1 protein-coding gene is annotated in these 1,497 nt (G+C 54.5%); it reads right to left on the bottom strand.

The genetic code is table 11. The annotated features are described in order from the left end of the window. Positions 1–602: 602 nt before the first annotated feature. Positions 603–1,497: IS110 family transposase (locus GIW04_RS30640; protein ID WP_236479603.1), on the bottom strand; the 895-nt coding region annotated here is incomplete at its 5' end.

Raw genomic sequence — 1,497 nt, 5'->3', positions numbered from 1 at the left:
TCAGGCTGTCACCTTGCCGGCGCATGAGCATCAGTGTCACTCGCTCTTCGGTATTCAAGTGGCTGTAGGTCTTTTTCATCGCAACACCTTACCTCAGGTGTTGCACTTGCTCCTTGAGACCGCCCAGGGTCTACGTTATTCATGTAACTGGTGTGGAACACGGTAAGCCCATATTTCTGCCAAGAACATCGGGCAAGCGAACTGCAAGGAACGCTGATGGAGGTGTGGGTAGAGGATTGAGGAAAAAGCAAATGCCACCCTGTAATCGGGTGGATAGGGGTGAAAATATCATCTCACGCGAAAGCGGGCAGACTTCCTCATGGTCTCTCTGTAGTGGTCTAATGAAATCTATGGTCACCCCCATTTTTGCAATGCTGGTTAACGGGCGAAGTGGTTGGCTTGCTTAAATCTATCCGGCGTCTGTATGAGGCATGCCCCGCGCCATGATGAGAGTCGCGCCTGGCGATCCTGAAAACCGGAGCGGCCTCTAAAGCCGTTTCATAAGTCAGGTTCTTCGCCAGGCCGGTGTGCCGTTCACGTCATCCATTTTTCAGCTATCGCAAAACCTGAAGGTGCCTCGTGGTACTGCAACAACAGTAGGGTCAGGCCGCCATGGCGTCTGGCCCTGCTTCAAACACTGTATGGTGAGCAGATATTGCCCAGGCAATGCGCGCCAGCTTATTGGCCAGAGCGCACGCCACGACATTGGAGTGTCGTCGCTGAAGCAATGAGCGCACCCAATCAGCCAGTGCCCCTTTTTGGCTATCGAGCCTTTGCATATAAACCCTGGCGCACTGTACCAACAGACATCTGAGGCTCTTGTCTTCTCGCTTGCTGATCCCCTTCAAGTTAGACCTGCCACCCGTGCTGTACTGTCTGGGAACCAGCCCTATGGATGCGGCGAAGTCACGACTGCATCCGAATTGCTTGCCGTCTCCCATTTCGACAGCCAGCAGGCTGGCGGTGATCGGGCCGACGCCGGGCATACTCAGCAAACGACTGCCCAGATCATCGTCAGCCAGTTGGCCAGCCATCTCTTTATCCAGCTGCGTGATTTGCTCATCCAGATAGCCGAAGTGTGCGTGCAACTGCTGCAACAATGTGCTGAGCCGTATCGGCAACTCATGCTCGGCCAGAACGCTAGGCAGACGTTTTATGACCGTCCGCCCCAGAGGCAGGCTGATGCCAAACTCCAGCAGGAAGCCATGGAGTTGATTGATTGTTTTGGTGCGGTCACGCACCAGCGACTCACGCATGCGATGCAGTACTGAGAGCGTTTGCTGGGCCTCGGTTTTAGGCGAGACAAATCGCATCGAAGGGCGTGAGGCGGCTTCGCAGATCGCCTCGGCGTCAACGAAATCATTTTTGTTACTTTTAACAAAAGGCCGAACAAACTGCGGGGATATCAGTTTGGTTACATGTCCCATGGTAGCCAGTTCGCGGGCGACGAAATGGGAACCAGCGCAGGCTTCCATCACGACAGTACAAGTGGGGCAG

It is taken from the genome of Pseudomonas sp. PA-4-8C (genome assembly GCF_021606625.1).
In the GTDB taxonomy this organism is placed as follows: domain Bacteria; phylum Pseudomonadota; class Gammaproteobacteria; order Pseudomonadales; family Pseudomonadaceae; genus Aquipseudomonas; species Aquipseudomonas lactis.
Note: the sequence above shows the minus strand (reverse complement) of the source record. Positions and strands in the feature narration are given on the sequence as shown.